The sequence below is a fragment of the Paenacidovorax caeni genome (assembly GCF_001298675.1).
Taxonomy (GTDB): Bacteria; Pseudomonadota; Gammaproteobacteria; order Burkholderiales; family Burkholderiaceae_C; genus Paenacidovorax; species Paenacidovorax caeni.
On sequence record NZ_CYIG01000012.1, the window covers coordinates 80,318 to 99,237 of the forward strand.

Below are 18,920 nucleotides of genomic sequence, written 5' to 3' on the forward strand. Positions count from 1 at the left end.
ACGGCAGAGGGCGGAAAAAATGCCTGCGCTCCGCGCGCCAGTGGGCGTGGCGCGGGGATGGCAGGCAGGTTCAGCGCGCAGTGTAGCGGCAGTGCGCGGAATGTGTGGTGTAAAGGGGGCCGTGCTGCAAAAGAAGGAGCTGCTGGCGCTTTCCATGCGGTCATTTCAGGTGCTTTTCACACCAAATTCCGCGATGGAGAAGCGCTACCAGCTATCGAAATGAGAGTGCAGGCGAGCCAACGCTGCGTTCCCGCGGCGGCTTGTGCGGGGCCGGCCGTGCGTCGCGCCAGCGCAGGGCCCAGCGCTCCACGGTATGGAACGACAGCGCTGCCAACGCCAGCGAGATGGCCAGGCCCAGCGCCACGGTGAGCGACCAGTGCAGGTCGGTGCGCAGGTAGCGCACCACCGGGTAATGCCACAGGTAGACACCGTAGGAGAGCTTGCCCACCCACACCAGCGCCGGGGCGCGCAGCATTTCGTGCAGCAGCGTGTGCTCGCGCTGCACGGCCAGCAGCACCATCAGCGCACCGCCTTCCACCACGGTGATGCCCCAAACCATGGCGTCCATGTTGTCCCAGGAGTGCGCCATGAGCAGCGGCACCGCGAACACCAGCCACATGCCATGGGCCATGCGCTGGCGCAGCGCGCCAAACCAGGCAGGCTGCTCGTGCAGCAGGCAGGCCAGCAGGCTGCCCATGAGCAGGCCCGAGGCGCGCGTGTCGAAGCGGAAGAACACCTCGTAGAACTGCTGGCCCTGCGCCACCCACAGCACGCGCCAGGCCCAGGCCAGCACGCACAGCAGCAGCACCGGGCGCCAGACTTTGCCCGGGGGCATGTGGCGCACCAGCAGCGCCAGCAGGGGCGGCCACACCAGGTAAAAATGCTCCTCCACCGACAGCGACCACATGTGCAGCAGTTTGTCGGGCTGGTCGAAGAAAGCGATGCCGTAGTCGGCCAGGTAGAGCGCGGCCACCAGCGCGTCGGCGTACATGTCGTCCAGGCCGGGCCACAGCAGGGGCGCTACCAGGCAGTACACCGCCAGGAACAGCAGCAGTGCCGGCATCAAGCGCAGGAAGCGGCGGCGGAAGAAGCGCCCGTAGGCGATGCGGCCCGTGCCCTGCAGCTCCTGCAGCAGCAGCGACGTGATGAGGTAGCCGCTGAGCACGAAGAAAATGTCCACGCCGTAGAACGCACCCTCGAACATCGGCGCATGGGCGTGCGACAGCAGCACCAGCACGATGGCGACGGCACGCAGCCCGTCCAGCGCGGGGTTGTAGGGCAGCCCGATGCGGCCCGGAGAAAGGGACTGTGGAACCTCGGCCAAAACCTGGCACCTCCTGAAAACATCGTGGGATGAACGCGCCGGCGGCGCCGTAGCGCAAGCACCTCACCGGGAGTGGGGGAGTGGCGGCATCTGCCGCCAGGGGTTTCCGGCATGCGGTGCACGCATGCCCTTCGGGTTTACCCGAAAGCGACGGATTGTAGTCAGCTCGTGTCAAAAATGTGTAAACAAGCATGACGCATGCCGCGCGGGGATAATTCCTGCCCCTATGCCCCTCTCGATCACCTTTCCCGAGTCCCTTCCCGTTTCCAGCCGCCGCGAGGAAATCATGGCCGCCATGGCCGCGCACCAGGTCATCATCGTGTGCGGTGAAACCGGCTCGGGCAAGACCACGCAATTGCCCAAAATCGCCCTGGCGCTGGGGCGCGGGCGGCTGAACGCCAAGCCCGGTGAACGCGGTCAGCTCATTGGCCACACCCAGCCGCGCCGCATTGCCGCCAGCAGCGTAGCCAAGCGCATTGCCGAGGAGCTGAAAACCCCGCTGGGCGAGGTGGTGGGCTACAAGGTGCGCTTTCAAGACACGCTGCAAAAGGGCGCCTCGGTCAAGCTGATGACCGATGGCATCTTGCTGGCCGAGACGCAGACCGACCCGCTGCTCAAGGCCTACGACACCCTCATCATCGACGAGGCGCACGAGCGCAGCCTGAACATCGATTTTTTGCTCGGCTACCTCAGGCAAATCCTGCCCCAGCGGCCCGACCTGAAGGTGGTGGTGACCTCGGCCACCATCGACGCCGAGCGCTTTGCCAAGCACTTTGCGGGCAAAAACGGCCCGGCGCCGGTGATCATGGTGTCGGGGCGCACCTACCCGGTGGAGATGCGCTACCGGCCCTTCGAGGAAAAGAAAGACTACGACCTCAACGACGCCATCGCCGACGGCGTGGACGAGCTGTGGGCCGGCGGGCAGGGCGGCGACATTTTGATTTTCTTGCCCGGCGAGCGCGAAATCCGCGAAGCCGCTGACCACCTGCGCAAGCATTTGCAGCATTCGCCCGTGTTGCGCAACGCCGAGGTGCTGCCGCTGTTCTCGCGCCTGTCGCAGGCCGAGCAAGACCGCATTTTTGACGGCCACACGGGCCGGCGCATTGTGCTGGCCACCAACGTGGCGGAAACCTCGCTCACCGTGCCGGGTATCCGCTATGTGATTGACGCAGGCACGGCGCGCGTCAAGCGCTATTCTTTTAGAAGCAAGGTGGAGCAGCTGCTGGTCGAGCCCATCAGCCAGGCGGCGGCCAACCAGCGCGCGGGGCGCTGCGGGCGCGTGGCTAACGGCATTTGCATTCGGCTGTACGACGAGGCGGACTTCAATCAGCGCGACCGCTTTACCGACCCGGAAATTTTGCGCTCGTCCTTGGCGGGCGTCATCTTGCGCATGAAGTCGCTGGGCCTGGGCGACGTGGTGAACTTCCCGTTCCTCGAAGCGCCCTCGGGCCGCGCCATTGCCGATGGCTACCAGCTGTTGCAGGAGCTGGGCGCGGTGGACGAGCGGGGCAACTTGTTGCCCATGGGGCAGGAGCTGTCGCGCCTGCCGCTGGACCCGCGTGTGGGCCGCATGATTTTGGAGGCGCGTGCGCGCGGCGCCGTGGCCGAGGTGCTGGTGATCGCCTCGGCCCTGAGTGTGCAAGACGTGCGCGACCGGCCGCTGGAGGCGCAGCAGCAAGCCGACCAGGCACACGCCAAGTTTGACGACGAGAAAAGCGAGTTCTCCGGCTACCTGCGCCTGTGGCAGTGGCTGATGGATGCGCGCGGCGGCAAAGTGGTGGCCAAAACGCGCAAGGAAATGGCCGCCCAAAGCGCCCCGGCGCCGCGCCAGAACGCGCGCCAAACCGCCTTTTTGCCCGTGGCCCAGCGCGGCAGCGGCGCCCAGGCGCAAGACAGCGCCGAGCCGCGCCCCGCTGCGTTTCAGCCCAGCGGCACCGCGCCCGAAACAGAGGCCACGCACAAAATCAGCAACCGCCAGTGGGAGCAGCTGCTGCGCCAGAACTTCATCAACATCCGCCGCGTGCGCGAGTGGCGCGACATCCACTCGCAGCTACTCACCGTGGTCAAGGAACACCGCTGGCAGGTCAACACCCAGCCCGCCAGCTACGAGGCGGTGCACCTGTCCATGCTCTCGGGCCTGCTGGGCAATATCGGCTTCAAGGGCGAGGAGAGCGAGGCCTACCTGGGCGCGCACGGCATCAAATTCCACCCGCACCCCGGCGCGCACCTGAGCAAAAAGCCCGGGCGCTGGATCGTCGCGGCCGAGCAGGTCGAAACTTCGCGCCTGTATGGCCGGGGCATTGCGGCGATTGAGCCACAGTGGCTGGAAGAGGTGGGCTACCACTTGCTGAAAATGCAGCTGCTCGACCCGCACTGGTCGAAAAAGCAGGCCGACGTGGTGGCCTACGAGCGCGCCACGCTCTACGGCCTGGTGATCTACAACGGGCGCGGCGTGAGCTACGGCCGCATTGACCCGGTGGAGGCGCGCCAGCTGTTCATCCGCCGTGCGCTGGTGGAGGGCGAGTGGGAGACGCACTGGCCCTTCCTGGCCGCCAACCACAAGCTGGTGCGCAAGGTGGAGGAGCTGGAGCACAAAAGCCGCCGCCAAGACGTGCTGGTGGACGACGAGCTGATTTACGCCTTCTACGACCAGCACATTCCCGAGGGCGTGTACAGCGGCGCCACGTTTGACAAGTGGTTCCGCCCCGCCAGCAAAGCCGACAGCGGCCTGCTGCAGCTCAAGCGCGACGAGCTGATGCGCCACGAGGCGGCGGGCATCACCACCGAAAAATTTCCCAAAACCGTCAAGCTCGGCGGCGCCGACTGCTCGGCCAGCTACCTGCACAGCCCGGGCGATGCGCGCGACGGCATCACCGTGACGGTGCCGCTGTTCGTGCTGAATCAGGTGAGCGAAGAGCGCGCCGAGTGGCTGGTGCCCGGCATGTTGAAAGAGAAAATCCAGGCGCTCTTGAAAAGCCTGCCGCAGCGCCCGCGCAGCCGCTTTGTGCCGCTGCCAGAAAACGCCGCGCGCCTGGCGGCGCTGTTCACCGAGAACGGGCGCTGGGCCGAAGTCACGGGCAAGGCCGGGCTGATTGACACCTTGCTCAAGCAGGTGCGCGATGAAACCTCGCTGGATGTCAAGCGCGCCGACTTCAAGCTGGACATGCTCAGCCCGCACCTGTTCATGAACTTTCGCGTGACCGACGAGCATGGCCGCCAGCTAGGGCAGGGGCGCAACCTGGCCGCGCTCAAGGCCGAGTGGGGTAGCAAAGCACGCGGTGCCTTCCAGGCGCTTGCTACATTAAAAGTAGCTGCTCGCGCTCAGCCTGAAAAGGTTTCAGAGTTAAAAACATCGGAAAATGGCTCTAAGCAAGCGCAAGCAGCTCCTGAAAAAAGAGCGCAGGCCGCGCCACCAGCCGCAGCCCCGCACGATGCCCGCTACACCGAATGGTGCTTCGGCGAGCTGCCCGAGCTGATGGAAATCAAAAAGGGCCAGCAAACGCTGTTGGGTTTTCCTGCCCTGATCGACCACGGCGAGGCCGTGGCCATCGAGGTGTTTGACGAGCCCGAAGTGGCCGCCGCGCGCCACCGCGTGGGCCTGCGCCGCCTGTTTGCGCTGCAAATCAAAGACGCGCTCAAGTACCTGGAAAAGAACATTCCCGACCTGCAAAAAATGGCCGTGGCCTATATGCCGCTGGGCACGCAGGAAGAGCTGCGCGCGCAAATCATCAATGTGGCCATGGACCGCGCCTTCCTGCAAGACCCCTTGCCCGCCACCGAAGACGCCTTCAAGCAGCGCGTGCAAGAGGGCCGGGGCCGCCTGACCTTGATTGCCAACGAAGTGGCGCGCATGGCTGCCACCATCTTGCTGGAATACGCTGGCGCGCAGCGCAAGATAAAAGACACCAAAAATGCCCCCGAAGCCACGCGGGACGCGGGCGAGCAGCTACAAAAGTTGATGCCCAAGAACTTCATTGCCCAGGCGCCCTGGGCGCAACTGCAGCACTACGCGCGCTACCTCAAGGCCATCACCGTGCGCCTGGACAAATACCGCGCCGACCCCGCGCGCGACGCGGCCAAGCTCAAAGAGCTGCAGCCGCTGGAGCAGCGCTACTGGCGCCTGCTGGCCGAGCGCAAGGGCCAGATGGACGCGCGCCTGCAGGAGTACCGCTGGATGCTGGAAGAGCTGCGCGTGAGCTTTTTCGCGCAAGAGCTGCGCACGCCGTACCCCGTCAGCACCAAGCGGCTGGACAAGGTGTGGCAGCAGCTGCAGCACTGAACCCCGCGTCGCCCAGGTGACCCCGGCTCAGGGCTTTCCCCGGCGTCAGCAGGGCGCGTAAGCCTTAGCTTCAGCGGCTTGGCAACTCTTCCAACCGCTCTTGCTATGCAGCCACCCCATCTCGCCCACTGGCCCAGCCATTTGCCCCAGTCCATCACGGTGCCCGCCACCGCGCTGCCGGACAACCTTGAAACCAGCGCGCGCCGCTACCCCGACAAGGCGGCGCTGGTGTTCTTCGGCCGGGCGATGCCGTACCGTGAGTTGGCGCACACGGCGGAGCGCCTGGCCGCCTATCTGCACAGCGTTGGCGTGCGCCAGGGTGACCGCGTCATCTTGCTGATGCAAAACCTGCCGCAGCTGGTGGCGGCGCACTTTGCCATCCTGCGGGCCAACGCCGTGGTGGTGCCGGTCAACCCCATGAACCTGGCCGAGGAGCTCAAGCACTACATCACCGACGGCGAGGTGAAGGTGGCCATCGCCAGCGCCGACCTGGGCGCCGAGCTGGCCAAGGCCAGCAACGCCCTGCCGGCCGGCCAGCGCCTGGACCATCTGCTGGTCACGCAGCCGGGCGAGTACCTACCACCGCCGGGGCAGGGCGACGCCATTCCGGCCGCCTGGCAAGCCTGGCTGACCACGCCGCAGCCCCTGCCCACGCTCGAGGGCGGCAGCACGGCCACATGGCAGGATGCGCTGGCTTGCACCGCCCCCGTGCCACCGCTGACGGTGGGGCCCCAGGACCTGAGCGTGTTGCCCTACACCAGCGGCACCACGGGCCTGCCCAAGGGCTGCATGCACACGCACCGCAGCATCATGCACAACGCCGTGGCCTCGGCGCTGTGGGGCCAGGGCAGCAGCGAGAACGTGACGCTGACCGTCATTCCCATGTTCCACATCACGGGCATGGTGTCGGTCATGCATGCCAGCATTTACCTGGGCGCCACCATGGTGCTCATGCCACGCTGGGACCGGGAGCTGGCCGGACAGCTGATCTCGCGCTACCAGGTGACGAACTGGACCAACATCCCGACGATGGTGATCGATCTGTTTGCCAGTCCGAACTTCCGCCAGTTCGACCTGCGCAGCCTGGCTTACATCGGCGGCGGTGGTGCGGCCATGCCGCAGGCCGTGGCGCAGCGCCTGCTTGAGGAATACGGCCTGACCTACCAGGAGGGCTACGGCCTGACCGAGACCGCCGCGCCCTCGCACAACAACCCGGCGCAGCACAGCAAGCAGCAGTGCCTGGGCATGCCGTTCATTGGCACCGAATCGTTCATCGCCAACCCCGACACGCTGGAGCCCATGCCCCAGGGCGAGCAGGGCGAGATCGTGGTGAGCGGACCGCAGGTGTTCTCGGGCTATTGGCGCAGCGAGGGGGCCACACGCGCAGCGTTCTTCGAGCGCGACGGCAAGCGCTTTTTCCGCACCGGTGACCTGGGCTGGATGGACGCCGAGGGCTACTTCTTCATCACCGACCGTCTCAAACGCATGATCAACGCCAGCGGCTTCAAGGTCTGGCCGGCTGAGGTCGAGGCGCTGATGTTCCGCCACCCCGGCATCCAGGAGGCCTGCGTCGTCTCCGCCAAGGATGCCTACCGCGGTGAAACCGTCAAGGCCGTCGTGGTGCTGCGCCCGTCGCACAAGGGCCAGGTGAGCGAGGAGGACGTCATCGCCTGGTGCCGCGAGAACATGGCGGCGTACAAGGCGCCCCGTATCGTCGAGTTCGTCGATGCGCTGCCCAAGAGCGGCAGTGGCAAGGTCATGTGGCGCCTGCTGCAGGACGCACAAAAATAGGGGCCAAAAAGGCTGCTAGCGCTTACCTGGCAAGCGCTGGCAGCTATCAAATCAGGAGTTTTCCCAGGGCGTGTCATCCATCAATGCCTGGTTGTGCCTTGAGGAAGCGCGCGTCGGGCTGCGTACTGCGAGCCAACAGCCGCAGTGCGTCAACCGTCTCGAACATTGCCTCGGGCGCAGCCCGCGCCAAGGCTTGCGGTGCACCGTACCCCCAACACACCGCACCGAATGCCACGCCCGCTGCCCTGGCTGCTTCGGCATCGGTCAATTGGTCTCCCACGTAGATTGCTCGGCACGGTGGAATGCCCAGCTTGTTCAGCAGTACTATTTGCCACCGAAGTGAAAGACATCAAACGAGAGGGATTTCTGTGGAAGAAAAAACGTTCTTCGAGCACGAGAATGTCAAGGTCACGAACGCGCGATTTCTTGTCGGTGAGCAGACGTTCGCGATGAGCAACATTACATCTGTATCCAGCTCACAGGATCGCCACAGCAGGGTTGGCCCAATCATCTTGCTAATAGTTGGCTTTGTGATGTGCTGCGCCTCTATCGTCGTTGCTGGACTAATCGTTATGGCGGTTGGCGTGCTGTGGTTGATGTTGCAGAAAACCAAATATCACGTAATGTTGAGAACCTCTGGTGGTGAAACCAAGGCGCTTACCTCTGAGCGAGAGGATCTCGTACGCAATGTAATAACTGCACTGAACGACGCCATAGTTCACCGCGGTTGATGCATTCGCGCATCAGCCTGTGCATTCACCGTCACAGCTGCCACCGATAGAACGGCCGTTTTATCCCGAGGGACTCAGTTGCATGTGTGATGGTCCCGCTTCGCCCTGCGGGGGGGGCAGCGCTTGAGGTGCGCCCTTCAGCCACAGGCAAAAACTGGGTGGGTGGGGTCGGCAGGCTCCCTGCAGCGCCATGCGCTGCCAGCGAAAGGGGGTTGACCATGGCAGTCGTTAACAAGCACTTGGATGAGGTATCCATCGGTACGTCCCTCAGAGATCAGTTGATGATCAACTGTGCCGTACAGGGGCGATCGCGGAAATGACCCAGGACGCCGAAGTCTTGACCTCACGCGACATTGGCGAACAGTCTCCTACGCAAAGCACTGTGCCAGGCGATGGGGCGAATGTCTGCCAGACACTTGAAATGAGTGGCAGCTCCCGGACTTGAAACGGTCAGCTACCACGATGCGCAGACAGGCAGTTCTTGGCCGGGACTGCCCGCGCGCATCTGTACCCAGAAGCGGCCTGTGAGCACCAGTGGGCTCGCCCGCAAAAAATCTGACGACGGGTGTCGCACCAGACAGCTCGCGAGCGCCTGCGGCCAGGTGTTCAGTCCTGTTCCTCGAACACCAGCGACGGCGAGGCCATTACGCGTGCGGTGTCTCCCAACTGGTGGATGAGCCGGTTGGCGAAGTAGCTGCTTTGCGTGTCGGGCTCCAGCGCCGCAACGACCAGGTTGGCCAGTGGCTGGTTCAGCGGCACGTAATAGCTGCCGGCGGGCACATCGATGGCGGCACGCGCGGCGCCGACCTCGACACGCACGATGTCACCACCGCCAGCCACGCTGCCGCGCACGTCCTCGCGCACACCCGTGCTGCTGCTGGTCTCGGTGTAGGTGTCGGCCAGCACGGAGCCGGCCTCGGCCACGCGCAGCACTTGCAGGCCCAGGAGCTGCAGGCGCTCCACGGCAGGGGCAGCACTGGCTGACAGCCAGTAGCCGCAGGGGCGCGCGCGGGTCTTGAGCGGGCGCAGCGTGAGGGAAGAGTTCCACTGCACCTGTACGCTGCGGTCGGCACCGGTGACGGGGTCGAGCATCAGCAGCTCATGCTGGCCGGGCGTCGGGCCGGCCTCGATGGTGAGCTCACCACGGCAGGCCTGGGCGCTGATGTCGCGCGCCACGAACGAGCGCACCTGCGCCAGGCTTTGGGCACGCTCGGCCGTGCTGCGCAGCGCGCTGGTCATGGCCGTGACCTGGGTGTGTACACGCCGCTGAATGTGCGCGCGGCCGATGCCTACGCCACGCGTCTCCACCAGCAGGCTCACCGTGTTCTTCAGGCCGTTGACGTTGCGCCCGGTATCAGGCTGCACGCCGCCCATGGAGACGCGCAGATCCTGCGGGTCGGTGCTGGTGGTGTAGTACCAGTCGCTGCTCAGCTTCTGGACGCGCAGGGCGTCGCTCATCGGTGTGTAGTACCACTCGTGCGCCGCCTTGGTGATGAATTCGGGCATGTTGGCCGTGGTCGCGTACTGCAGCAGCGCGTCGTAGCGCTGAATGGCATTGAACTTCTGCACAAAGCGGCCGGTAACCGTGTACTCGTGCGCGTCGATCACGGCCACGGGGCGGTAGTTGCGCACCAGCACCGCCAGCGCGCGCGCCTCGGGCGTGGTCAGCAGCAGGTGGTCACGGTTCATGTCGACGCCGTTGGCCGTGGTGCGTTGGCCACGCTCGGCGCCGTCGGGGTTGGCGCGCGGCACGAGGATGACGTTAATGCGTTCGAGCAGCGGCTCGAGCAGGCCGCCGGGCGCCAGCTCGCGGGCCAGGGCCAACAGCGCTTCGCTGCCGGCGGGCTCGTCGCCGTGCTGCTGGCCCACGAGCAGCACCGTTGGGTGGCCCTGGGCTTCCAGGCTGGCGGCATCCACCCCCTGGGCGCGCGTAGCGACCAGGCCAAGAATGGGTGTGCCCGCCTGCGACAGGCCCAGTTCCTGCACCGCCAGGCGCGTGCCACCTGGGGTGGCCGGGATTTCAAGCTGGCGCAGCCACTGCGCCAGCTCGGCATTCGTCGTGTAGGCGCTGCGGCCGTCTGCCAAGCCGGGCGTCTGGTAGCGCACCATCGGGTCGGGGAAACGTGCGGCCACGGCCTGCCCGTAGGGCATGGCCGCCAGCGGGGCAGGCTGGGCCGACGTTCCCAGCGGGTTGATGGTGACGCCGCCAGGGTTGGCCGGTGGCGCTGCCACCACGACGGCCGGTTGTGGCCGGGGCGCTTGCGGCGCAGGTCGCGGCGCACTGACCGTGCCCGGCGTACTCGGCCAAGGTGGCAGGGGGGTGCTGGTGCAGGCAGCCAGCAGGGCCGCGGCACACACCACGGTGAGGCGCGCTACGGCAGCCGGGGAGCGCAAGGGCGTGATGGGAGCGGAGGGCGAAGTCGTCATGGTCGCGGTATGCCTGGGGTACGAAGTCTCACCTCGGGACGGCCTGCGCGCTGCACCGGCAGGCGGGCTACGGCGGCGTCCCGGAGAGGGCCGGACTGCCCTCGCCGAAACATCCGATGTTAAGGCAACGCGGCCCCGGACTTGCCAGGGACACCCGCGCACGACCACAAGCGCCGCGCGCAGGGCTGGCGTGGCATGCCGCTGTGGTGAATATCAGCGGCCGTAGCCGCCGCGTCCACCGCGTCCGCCGCCGCCACCACCACCACCGAAGCCGCCACGGAAGCCACCACCACCGCTGCGTCCGCCGCGGTTGGCCATGCTGTCTACGCTGGTGCGCATCGGGTCGGGCTGGCTGCCGCCGGGCGTGGAGCGGCGCGCAGGCTTGGGATGGCCGAACTGGGTGCCCAGGTGGGCGTCGGCACGTGGCTGGCGGTGGTCGTCGAAGTCGTCTTCGCGCGGCGGGCGCTCGCCCTGGCTGCGTCCATTGCCACCACGGCCGCCACGTGCGCCGCCGCTGCGGCCACGGCCCTGGTTCTGGCCTCCCGGGCCTTGGGCATTGCTGCGTGGGCCGCCCTGTCCCTGGCGTGGACCTTGGCTGGTGCGTTCGCCGCGTTCACCACCCTCGCCACCGGCCTTGCCGCCGCGCTCTTTCTGGGCCGTCTTGGTGGTGCGGATGCGCTCCATCATTTCCTGGCGCGCCGCCTTGGCGGCGGCCTGCATGACGTCGCGGCTCGGCGGCTTGCCCGCGCCGCCCCAGATGGTCTGGCGCCCCATGGCGATGGGCTCGGCTTTTTCGCCCTCCTCAGGGCCGAAGCCTTCGAGAACCTGTACGGGAATCTCCTGCTTGGTGAAGCGCTCGATGTCCATCATGAAGCCCTCTTCATCCATGCACACCAGGCTCACGGCCTGGCCTTCCTTGCCGGCGCGGCCGGTGCGGCCGATGCGGTGCACGTAGTCCTCAGGGACATTGGGAATCTCGTAGTTCACGACATGCGGCAGGTCGTCGATGTCGATGCCGCGCGCGGCGATGTCGGTGGCCACCAGGGCGCGGATCTCGCCGCTCTTGAAGCCCGCCAGCGCCTGCGTGCGCGCGCTCTGGCTCTTGTTGCCGTGCAGCGCCATGGCGGTGACGCCGTTCTTGGTCAGGTAGTCGGCCACGTTGTTGGCGCCGAACTTGGTGCGCGTGAACACCAGCACCTGGCTCCAGTCGTGCTGCTGGATGATGTGCAGCAGCACCTGCTTTTTCTTGCCGCGGCCCACGGGGTGGATGACCTGGCTGATCCGCTGCACCGTGGTGTTGCGCGGGGTGACCTGAATGCTTTGTGGATCCTTGAGCAGGCTGCCCGCCAGCTCGCGGATTTCATCGCTGAACGTGGCCGAGAACAGCAGGCTCTGCTTGGTGCGCGGCAGCAGCGCCAGCACCTTCTTCACATCGTGGATGAAGCCCATGTCGAGCATGCGGTCGGCTTCGTCCAGCACCAGCACCTCAACGCTGGACAGGTCCATGAAACCCTGCTGCTGCAGATCCAGCAGGCGCCCGGGGGTGGCCACGAGCACGTCGACGCCGCGCTTGATGCGGTCAATCTGCGGGTTCATGCCCACGCCACCGAAGATCACGGTGGAGTTCAGGTCAAGGTACTTGCCGTATTCGCGCACGGATTCCTCAACCTGCGCCGCGAGTTCGCGTGTCGGCGTCAGCACCAGAGCGCGGATGGCCTTGCCACCGAACTGGCTGCGCGGGGCCTGGCCTTCGGCCAGACGGTGCAGCAGCGGCAGGGTAAAGGCGGCGGTTTTGCCGGTGCCGGTCTGTGCGCCGGCCAGCAGGTCGTGGCCTGCGAGCACGAGCGGAATGGCCTGGGCCTGGATCGGCGTCGGCTGGGCATAGCCCTGTTCTTGCACGGCCTTGAGAATGGCCGGAGCCAGCTTCAGTTCGTCGAATGTCATGAAATTTAGGAAGTGCGCCCATCCGGGGCGCTGGGTATCGGCCTTGCGCGGTGCCTTTGGTTGGCGCCACGCCAGTTATGCAGGCAGATGGGGTTCAAGGGTGGGAGCTTAGGAAAAAGGCTTTTCCGTCCTCCCCAGCTTTAGCGCTGTTGCCAGGGCAACTGGAACCCACGGCACGGGTATTGTCGCATGCGTCGATAATCTCGGGTTACGCGCCGAAATCCGGTGCTCCTTTTTTTGCAGTTTTTTTCATAACGAGCCATGGCCCAATACGTCTATTCGATGAACCGTGTCAGCAAGACCGTGCCCCCGAAGCGGCAGATCTTGAAAGACATTTCCCTGTCCTTCTTCCCCGGCGCCAAGATTGGCGTACTGGGTCTCAACGGCTCGGGCAAGTCTTCGCTGCTGAAGATCATGGCGGGCGTGGACAAGGAGATCGAGGGCGAAGCCATCCCCATGCCGGGGCTGAAGATCGGTTACCTGCCGCAGGAGCCGCAACTCAACCCCGAGCACACCGTGCGCGAGAGCGTGGAAGATGCCATGGGCGAAGTCTTCGCCGCGCGCGCCAAGCTGGAAGAGGTGTACGCCGCCTACGCCGATCCCGAGGCTGACTTCGACGCGCTGGCCGCCGAGCAGGCACGCCTGGAGGCCATTCTCTCCACCGCGGGCACGGACTCCGAGCACCAGCTCGAAATCGCCGCCGACGCGCTGCGCCTGCCGCCCTGGGATGCCAAGGTGGGCGTGCTCTCGGGTGGTGAAAAGCGCCGTATTGCGCTGTGCCGCCTGCTGCTGTCCAAGCCTGACATGCTGCTGCTCGACGAACCTACCAACCACCTGGACGCCGAGTCGGTCGAGTGGCTGGAGCAGTTCCTGCACCGGTTCCCTGGCACCGTGGTGGCCATCACCCACGACCGCTACTTCCTCGACAACGCCGCCGAGTGGATTCTTGAACTCGACCGCGGCCACGGCATTCCCTACAAGGGCAACTACTCCGAGTGGCTGCTGCAGAAGCAAAACCGCCTGGAGGCCGAACAAAAGGGCGAGGAGGCCCGCGCCAAGGCCCTGAAGAAGGAACTGGAATGGGTGCGCCAGAACGCCAAGGGCCGCCAGGCCAAGAGCAAGGCGCGTATCGCACGTTTCGAGGAGCTGAGCGACCACGAATACCAAAAGCGCAACGAGACGCAGGAAATCTTCATTCCTGTGGCAGAGCGCCTGGGCACGCAAGTGATCGAGTTCCACAACGTTACCAAGAGCTTTGGCGACCGCGTGCTGATCGACAACCTGAGCTTCACCATTCCCGCCGGGGCCATCGTCGGCATCATCGGGCCGAACGGCGCGGGTAAATCGACGCTGTTCAAGCTGATCGCCGGGCGCGAGCAGCCCGATGAGGGCACCGTGGTCATCGGCCAGACCGTGAAGATGGCCTACGTGGACCAGTCGCGCGATGCGCTGTCGGACGAGAAGACCGTGTGGGAAGACGTCTCGGGCGGTCTGGACATGCTGAACATCGGCAAATTCCAGATGGCCAGCCGCGCCTATTGCGGCCGCTTCAACTTCAACGGCCAGGACCAGCAGAAAAAGGTGGGCATGCTCTCGGGCGGTGAGCGCGGGCGCCTGCACCTGGCCAAGACGCTGATCCAGGGCGGCAACGTGCTGTTGCTCGACGAACCCTCGAACGACCTCGACGTGGAAACCCTGCGTGCACTGGAAGACGCGCTGCTCGAATACGCCGGCACGGTGCTGGTCATCAGCCACGACCGCTGGTTCCTCGACCGTATCGCCACGCACATCCTGGCCGCCGAGGGCGACAGCCAGTGGGTGTTCTTCGACGGTAACTACCAGGAATACGAGGCCGACAAGAAGAAGCGCCTGGGCGAGGAAGGCGCCAAGCCCAAGCGCATGCGCTACAAGGCGCTGAAGTAATCACGGCTTTAAAAAACATAGCACCTCGCGCACGATGGAAGCCACTTAGGGATGAAAACCCACCCTGAAATGGCTCCCAGTGCGCGCTGGCTGCTATCAACATTTGGCACGTACGCCAGCCAGCTGGCGCAAGGCGTGGCACCCCACGCAGCTGGGGGCTTGGGCGAAGAGGGCGCCCAGCCGTTAGGGGCGCCGCGCCACGCGCAAAGAATCCCTGGCAGGTAGTAGCATCGGGTAGTTTTCTTCGCTTTTTTGCATTCCCCCACCATGTCCCTTTCAGCGACCAGCGCCAGAACGGTTTTCCGCGCATGCGTCGTCAATGCCGTTCGCCGAGGGGAAGCGCTCATGGAGCAACTGCTCCAGGCCACGACGGCAGCGCTGACGGCAGACGAGGCAGCCACACGCGACGTGCACCAGCGCACGGAACTGGCCGATGCCCTGCGCCTGCTGCGTGAACATGCGCCCACGCTGGTCAAGGCCTATCCCATGGCCTTGCTGGAAGTCTTCGCCGAGGGGCCGGCCCCCGCCAAGTCGATGCCTGCGACGGCTACGGGCATGGATTTCGGTGAGCTCTCGCTGATGGACGATGCGCAGGTGCAGGCGCAGGTGGAGTTTTCGCGCGCCCAGCAGCTGGCGGTGCACGCCACTGACGCCACGCTGGCCGAACTCAACACCCTGGTCAGCGCGGCCCAAGGTCTGCGCAGCGTGCAGCCCGAGCGCAACCCGCTGCGCCCGGACAACTACATCCGCGCGCTGCAGCAGGTGGTGGGCGAGACGGGCGTATCCGGCGCGGTACGCCAAGTGTGGATGCGCTACCTGCGCGATCCGCTGGGGCGCTTGCTTACCGAGGAATACGAGCGTACTGCCAAAGCCCTGCGCGAGCAGGGGGTGCAACCCGTGGGCTATGCCGTGGCCATGGGGCCTGGCATGGCGCGCCACAGCCAGCAGGGCGGCGGCTATGCGGCCAGCCAGCAGGGCGGTGCCTACGGCACCGGGTACGGCCACAGCATGGCCGCGGACCTGGCAGCAACGGGCTACAGCCGCAGCGGCGCCATGACCGGCTGGGGCGCTGGCTATTCTCCCGCTGCCGAAGCCGAGGAGGCCTTGCTCACCGTGGGCATGCTGCGCCAGATGCTGTCGGCGCAGCCCATCAATCCGCACCGGGTCGCTGTCAGCGCACAAGGCGCTCTGGCGGGGGCGCCGAGCAGCCTTCAGGGCGGGGTCTATGCGCAGCAGGCCGTGGCGGCCGAGGCCATGGAAGATATTGCGGAGCTGGAGCGCATCGTGGGCCGCTTGGCCCAGGCGTTTCCGGCACAGGCCAGCCAGGCGGCGCCGCTGGCGGGGTGGCCGGCTGCGGCGGGCGTGCAGGCCGTGCCCGTGCTGGCCCCGGGGATGGTGTACGCGGTGCCCTCAAGCGCGCCGGCGGCCGACCCGGGCATGGCTGCGCAGGAGGTGGTCAGCCGCATGGTGGAGCACCTGGTGCAGGATGAGCGCCTGCTGCCCTCAGTGCAGCGCGCCGTGCGCAGCCTGGAGCCCGCCTTGCAGCAGCTCGTGCGCCACGACCCAGTTTTTTTCAACGACGAGACACACCCCGCACGGCGTCTGCTTGACGAAGTGACGGAGCGCAGCCGTGCCTTCGCATCTGAAGACGCCACGGGCTTCAGCCGCTTCATGCGCGTGGTCAATGAAGCGGTGGTGCATTTGTCGGGGCAGAGCATCCAGGACGCGTCGCCTTTCGCCTCGGTGCTCACGGCCCTTGAAACCGCCTGGGAGGCGCAGGCCAAGAAGGAGCGCGCCCAGCGCGAGGCCAAAGCACAGGCGCTGCGCCTGGTGGAGCAGCGCGCCAAGCTGGCGGCGCAGATCGCCCAGGGCATCGGTCAGCTCGCAGACGTCGGGCAGGTGCCTGCCGACATTGTGGATTTCGCCACCGGCCCCTGGGCCGAGGTGGCGGCATGGGCGCAGATTCATGCGCCGACCGAGGATGACCCCGGTGGCTATCTGGCGCTGGTGCCGCAGCTGTTCTGGAGCGTGCAGCCGGAACATGTCGGTGGCGATGCGCAGCGCCTGATGGCCGCGCTGCCTGGCATGCGGGAAACCCTGCGCCGCGGACTGCTGGGCATTGGCCGCTCCGAGGAGCATGTGCAATCTTTCCTGGCGCGGCTGCAAGAGCGCCATGACGAGGTCCTGGCCCAGGTCCAGGCCGCTGCTGCAGCCAGCAACGAGCCAGCGCCCGCGGCCGAGGCAGCGTCGCAGCAGCATGTGGATATCGACCTGGATCTGGACGCCAGCGCGCCCGCCCTGCCGCCAGCGCAGGCCGCTGCGGCGTTCAGTGTCGGTGACTGGTTCGAGCTGGTCAGCCAGCGCCGCGCCGTGCGCACGCAGCTGACTTGGGCCAGCCCGCAGCAGACGCTGTTTCTGTTCACCGCACCCGATGGCAGCACGCAGTCGATGACGCGGCGTATGTGCGACAAACTGATGGCCGAAGGCAGTCTGCGCGTTTTGCCCCCGCCGGGGCAATAACTCTCTTTTTGATAGCTGCCAGCGCTTGCTTAGTAAGCGCTGGCAGCCATTTTCTCTCCGATCAGCGTTTTTGGTAAATGGCCTCGATGGCTGCGCCGTAGCGGGCCATGAGGTTGTTGCGCTTGAGCTTGAGCGTGGGCGTCATCAGGCCGTTGTCGATCGTCCAGGCATCGCGCACCAGGTGCACTGCGCGTGGCACGGCATAGCGCGCAAAGCTGGACGTGCGCCGCTCGATGCGGTCGAGTACCGCGCGCTGCACGGTCGGGTCGGCCAGGCTGGCCGGGTCTTCGGGATCCAGCCCCAGGGCCTCGGCGAGCTGGCGCCATTCTTCCTTGCGCACCGTGGCAATGCAGGCGATGAACGGGCGTTGCTCGCCCACGACGAAAGCCTGCTCCAGCAGCGGGTCGGCCGTGATGGCGAGCTCCAGGTCGCCCGGGGGCACTTTTTCGCCGGTGGACGTGACAATGATCTCCTTGATCCGCCCCAGGATGCGGATGCGGCCACCTACGATTTCGGCCTGGTCGCCCGTGCCGAGCCAGCCCTCGGGGCTGATGGTGCGGGCAGTGTCCTCGGGACGGTTCCAGTAGCCTTTCATGACGATGGGGCCACGCACTTGCAGTTCGCGGTTCTCGCCGATGCGCACCTCCACACCCGGCAGGGCGCGGCCCACGGTGGCGGGGTCGTTGTCCTCCAGCGTGTTGGCGCTGACCACGGGCGTCGTCTCGGTCATGCCGTAGCCTTGCACCAGCGGCAAGCCCAGGCCCAGGAAGCAGCGAGCGATGGTGGGCGACAGTGGCGCACCGCCGCTCACGGCCACGCGCACGCGCCCGCCGAACTGCGCCAGCAGCGGCTGGGCCACGAGTGAGCGTAGCAACGGCCACGGCAGCAGGCGCAGCCAGCCGCCCTGGCCATCGTCCGCGGCCGCCGGCAGGCCCTGCTGGGCGCGAAAGCGCCGCCAGCCCACGGACTGCGCCGCCTCGAACAGCCGCATCTTGAGTGGCGAGTGCGACAGCGTCTCAAGCACCTTGGCGTGCACGCGCTCGTAAATGCGCGGCACCGAGACCAGCACTGTGGGCCGCACGGTCTTCAGGTCTTCGCCCAGCAGGGCCACCGAGCGCGCATAGGCCACGCAGCTGCCCGCTGCCATGGGCAGGTAGTAGCCGCCGGTGCGTTCGAAGGTGTGCGACAGCGGCAGGAAGGACAGGAACACATCCTCTGGCACGGGGGTGATGCGCGCCAGCACCGCCTTGACGTCCGCGATCACGTTGGCGTGGGTCAGCATCACCCCCTTGGGTTTGCCGGTGGTGCCGCTGGTGTAGACAATGGCCGCCAGATCTTCCGCCTTGGGCGCAGGGGGCAGTGCCTGCGTAGGCGCGGCCTGGGCCAGCCAGGTCGCCAGTCCCGTGATGGCCGGCCTTTGCACGGACGCCTGGGTGGAAAGGTCGGCAGCGGGCGCATGGGCCGGATCGGTTACCACCACCTGCTGCAGGTGCGGCAGTGGCGTGCCGACGTCGCGGATGCGTTCCCACTGCTGCGGCTCGGCGACGACGAGCAGCGCAACCTGTGCATCTTGCAAGATGTAGGCGATGCTGCCCGGGTTGTCGATGGCGTGCAGCGGCACCGGCACGCAGCCGGTGGCCAGCACGGCCTGGTCAATGCTCATCGCGTCCAGCCCATTCGGCAGCAGGATGGCGACACGCGCCCCCAGGGGCAGGTTCGACGCGGCCAGGGCGCGGCTCCAGCACGCCACCCGCTCCCGGGTCTGCGCCCAGCTCAGGCTGGTCCACTGACCGGCCACAGGATCGAAATGCCGGTAGGCCTCGGTTTCGGGGGTTTGGGCGGCACGCCAGGCCAGCAGTTCGGGCAGGGTGTGGATGGCACGCAGATCGGGGACGGAGGCAGTCATGCAGACAGACATATCAGGAGTGCGCCAGGCCGGGTTGGCCCGGGCGATCTCCAAATGATAGCGCTGCGGCCTTTT

General features: G+C 66.3%; 10 protein-coding genes. 5 read left to right on the forward strand and 5 right to left on the reverse strand.

Annotated features, from left to right (window positions below; genetic code table 11):
- Nucleotides 1–211: 211 nt before the first annotated feature.
- A complete protein-coding gene (locus tag BN2503_RS07460) occupies nt 212–1,324 on the reverse strand; it encodes an acyltransferase family protein (RefSeq protein WP_054256026.1) in 1,113 nt (370 codons plus the stop codon).
- Between the two features lie 226 nt (nt 1,325–1,550).
- Between BN2503_RS07460 and hrpA the strand changes: the two genes are divergently transcribed.
- Nucleotides 1,551–5,603, forward strand: a complete 4,053-nt coding sequence (gene hrpA / locus BN2503_RS07465; protein ID WP_054256027.1) for an ATP-dependent RNA helicase HrpA — start codon at nt 1,551–1,553, stop codon at nt 5,601–5,603.
- Nucleotides 5,604–5,708: 105 nt separating this feature from the next.
- Complete coding sequence (locus BN2503_RS07470) at nt 5,709–7,394, forward strand: long-chain fatty acid--CoA ligase (RefSeq protein WP_054256028.1); 1,686 nt, start codon at nt 5,709–5,711, stop codon at nt 7,392–7,394.
- Nucleotides 7,395–7,467: 73 nt separating this feature from the next.
- Here BN2503_RS07470 and BN2503_RS19315 read toward each other — a convergent pair whose 3' ends face one another.
- Nucleotides 7,468–7,722 (reverse strand): HAD hydrolase-like protein, encoded by a 255-nt coding sequence (locus BN2503_RS19315; protein WP_082366524.1) that lies wholly within the window; start codon nt 7,720–7,722, stop codon nt 7,468–7,470.
- Nucleotides 7,723–7,762: 40 nt separating this feature from the next.
- Between BN2503_RS19315 and BN2503_RS07475 the strand changes: the two genes are divergently transcribed.
- Entirely contained in the window at nt 7,763–8,125 is a 363-nt protein-coding gene (locus BN2503_RS07475; protein WP_054256029.1) for a DUF6232 family protein, read from the forward strand.
- A gap of 606 nt (nt 8,126–8,731) precedes the next feature.
- Here the strand turns inward: BN2503_RS07475 and BN2503_RS07480 are convergent.
- Nucleotides 8,732–10,552, reverse strand: coding sequence for a M14 family metallopeptidase (locus tag BN2503_RS07480; protein WP_054256030.1), 1,821 nt, complete (start codon nt 10,550–10,552; stop codon nt 8,732–8,734).
- A 213-nt stretch (nt 10,553–10,765) separates the two neighbouring features.
- Entirely contained in the window at nt 10,766–12,496 is a 1,731-nt protein-coding gene (locus BN2503_RS07485; protein WP_054256031.1) for a DEAD/DEAH box helicase, read from the reverse strand.
- A gap of 261 nt (nt 12,497–12,757) precedes the next feature.
- Between BN2503_RS07485 and ettA the strand changes: the two genes are divergently transcribed.
- Both ettA and BN2503_RS07495 read left to right on the forward strand, forming a co-directional pair.
- On the forward strand, nt 12,758–14,419 hold the full coding sequence (ettA, locus tag BN2503_RS07490) for an energy-dependent translational throttle protein EttA (RefSeq protein WP_054256032.1): 1,662 nt from the start codon (nt 12,758–12,760) through the stop codon (nt 14,417–14,419).
- Nucleotides 14,420–14,764: 345 nt separating this feature from the next.
- The gene (locus BN2503_RS07495) at nt 14,765–16,939 is read left to right on the forward strand and encodes a DUF1631 family protein (RefSeq protein ID WP_233495026.1); all 2,175 of its coding nucleotides are present in this window, start codon (nt 14,765–14,767) and stop codon (nt 16,937–16,939) included.
- Between the two features lie 61 nt (nt 16,940–17,000).
- On the opposite strand, the gene BN2503_RS07500 is transcribed toward BN2503_RS07495, so the two are convergent.
- Complete coding sequence (locus BN2503_RS07500) at nt 17,001–18,845, reverse strand: AMP-dependent synthetase/ligase (protein ID WP_054256034.1); 1,845 nt, start codon at nt 18,843–18,845, stop codon at nt 17,001–17,003.
- Between the last annotated feature and the right edge of the window lie 75 nt (nt 18,846–18,920).